Source organism: Vallitalea sediminicola (assembly GCF_054408565.1).
This window is the reverse complement of sequence record NZ_BTPT01000103.1, coordinates 1-3,343: the sequence shown is the minus strand read 5'-3', so window position 1 is coordinate 3,343 and position 3,343 is coordinate 1. Positions and strand designations below refer to the sequence as shown.

The 3,343-nt window shown below is 30.1% G+C and carries 2 protein-coding genes; both read right to left on the bottom strand.

Annotated elements, in window-relative coordinates:
• Nucleotides 1-391 (bottom strand): binary toxin-like calcium binding domain-containing protein (locus tag ACX6CF_RS25550; RefSeq protein WP_458788212.1); only part of this gene is annotated, 391 nt, incomplete at its 3' end.
• 110 nt (nt 392-501) lie between these two features.
• The coding region (locus ACX6CF_RS25545) for a hypothetical protein (protein WP_458788211.1) at nt 502-3,343 on the bottom strand (2,842 nt) is incomplete at its 5' end.

The following is a 3,343-nucleotide window of genomic DNA, read 5'->3' as shown; positions in this document are numbered from 1 at the left end:
CAGGATTATTTTTTGCTATAGAATCTATAGGAGAATGTAACCCACTACCAGCTAATTTACTCCTATCATCATAAGGATCTCCTGTAGTGGAGGCAGAATTAGGATCTGATTTATGATATTTGTTATTTTCATTACCATCCCACGGGACTATATTATTTTCATTATCTATCATATATCCATGTAATTCAAGATAATCTGATATACCATCATCATCAGAATCTTCATGTGTAGAACTACTTAATAAGGTATCTGTAGGTAGGTTATTTGAAGAGATGGTCTCAGCAAAAGATGATGTTGGTAAAAAAATCATTTGTAATATAATCAGTATTATAAATATCTCACTTAAAAATTTGTTTTTAGTAAGTTTTGTTGCTGTATCATTCTTGTTCATTAGTTATTTTCCTCCTTAAATATTGTTCATAATATTTTTTTGGTATAACTTCTCTATGTGAATTCAAATGGGCTATTGAATCATAGTACTATTCAACAACCCATTATTTTCTAATGGAAATATCCCAGTAAATCGAATTTTTTATGCCAATGACTAGAGCAAATAGTTGCACTAAATTCATCAGAATTGTTTACTAAATATATTAATCTTGAATCATTCCATAACTCATCTATATTATAATCTTTGAGAGGTCTATTATCAGAATAATATACACCATTTATTGGTTTATCTCCTACATAATGATCAGCAAATGTATAGAATGCTTTATTTGTACAATGGGAATCTCTTACACTTAAATACATACCATTTTGTATATAATTTTTATCAAAGATTTTATTATATGGAATTACTAAGTTACTAAGAAATACTTTTGGAAAATGACCTTTATTTACATTTTCTTCAAGTGAAAACCATTGATTTGAATCATTTGTATTTTTAGGAGACCTAGAATATACTGGAATAAACAAAAGGTCTGCATCTTCAGAAAAATAACCTAATACTTCAATAAATATTTTCTCAGTTGATATATCAGTAGTTTTATAATCTGAAATAATTGTAGCAATATCCAAGTAAGCAGGATTTACTGGATTAGCTGGGACAAACAATAGATTATCTTTTCTCTTAGAATTAGTGAGGGATACCCTATGAATATCAGCTAAATCAGTTGAAGCACTCCAATTAGAATTAGTAAAAGTATTATGCCAATCTTTTTCTGTTAATATAGAATCTGAAGCTCCCAAATTAGTTGTAACTCCATTTATAGTGATACTCACTTTATCTGCACTAATCCTGTCATTAGTTACATTTAATAGATAACCTTTTGCATTATTAATGCCTGTAAAAAGCTTTTTATTAACATCTGATTTACCCCAAATAACAGTACATGTTCTTGATCCACTATCATATGTCCTATTAGGAATATCTTTGTATTTATATCCTTCATTTTGTTTACTGGTAAAATATCCTAATAATTTTACATCAATCCATGCATCTGTTTCTTGGTATTCTAGATTTCTAACACCGTTTTGTATATCCCAACTTGTTCTAAGATTAGAACCCATAACTGGAACTACTAGTGTTTTTGATATAATAGGAGAGTTCTTTGCCCCCTTTAAATATGTAATATTTTCATGATATTTTTCAAAACCTATAACACTAAAAGAACTTATCCCTTCACCATGTTGTCTTGCATTACTAGTAGCAGGATAATAGCTACCTTTTAACTTATCCCTTATGATACTCCAGCCAATCATATTTTTTGTTTCATTATCAAAGGCATCGTCTATGTTATCACCTTTTGGCCATTTTTCGCCTTGCTGATGACCATCTAAATATACGTGAAATTTGATTGTAGGATAAGCAATAAATGAATAATCTTCTAAATAATCGTTATTTATACCTACTTGTGTAAGGTCCGCTAAAAAATTTTCACTACCACGTTTATAAACCACTGTACTATTTCTAGAATCCCGTAACCACAGATGATAAACTGCCTTTTGCTTGCTGGAACCAACATAAGCTACCCTTAAAGAACATGCTTTACCATCAGCTTTGTAATCCTTTAGTTCGTACTCACTATCACCATTAATATTATAAAATGTCCAAGCATCAATATTATTATTATCCTCATAATAATTAAAATTCTTATGCTGATATAGCTGTACAGCAAATCCTTTGTCCCCAGTAATTTCTATTTTTTCAATGCTATTATTGGGTATATTTTCCTTGGAAAGATCCTTAAGTTCATATAATTGCCCAGTTCCTTCTAGAGTATAGACTTTACCAGTATTATCTGTAAGCTTAATCTTCCATGAAGGTATATGTACATCTCCTTTGCCTAATTCAGCAGTAACATTTTCTAAAGTAACAGAATTCTTCGGTGCACTCCATCTATTAGAAGTTACCTGTACAGCAATAGCTCTTGCATTAGGATAATTACTTAAATCAATATCACTATTACCATTTGATAAATTCTTAGTTTCTTGCTTTCCCATTAATAATACAGGATTTGATAAAGGGACATATCCAAAACCATCCTTTTCTGGGGTAATATATTTTTCTATTATGTTTCCCGATTTGGTTGTTACTGTAATTTTACTTCTATAAGATGCATCTGCTATGCTTGAAAAAGCTGTTTCATTAACATACAAATTAATATTTGGATTATAATTAAGAGTAACCGTCTTTTCAGTATCATTGATACTTACAGTAACAGCTACATTAGAAATTTCATCATTACCTCTTGCTACATTGACACCAACATTTTTATAATCATCAGAATATGCGAACCATCTTATTTCAGGGTTTTCTCTCTCAATAGGTTCATAGAGTATAATGTGGTCATTATAGTTAAGTTCTACATCATAGTATTTTTTTTCATTATAATCTAAACTACTGATTCGTGTTTTCATCTCATCATTGTATGATATATTCCAATCATCGATATTCTGATTTTCAAGATATAGATTTCCTTCTGACCTTATCTCTGCATCCATAGTAAGCTGTAATGCACGTTTTAATGTCATATGTGGATTATAACTACTATGCTTTGCAATTACTTGATATGTCTTAGCCGTATAAGTATCCCCATTGTCTTTAGTACGTCTGATTTCTATATCAGCAGTTCTTCCTTTGATATCATCCTGATAATAACTAAAGATATTAGAGGTCGACGTAGTTTTTCCTGGGATATCAGCTAGAACCTCAACCATCTTTATTTTAAGCTTTCTATTATCTAATACTTTATTTAATTGTGTTAGTGATAATGATAAAGTATCACTTTTAGTGATTCTATCAACAGTTATTTGCTTACTTTGACCTGGTGCTAAATAATCTATAGCTTGTTGAGCTTCAAACGGAGTATAAGTTATCACATTTTCATCACCTGCAACA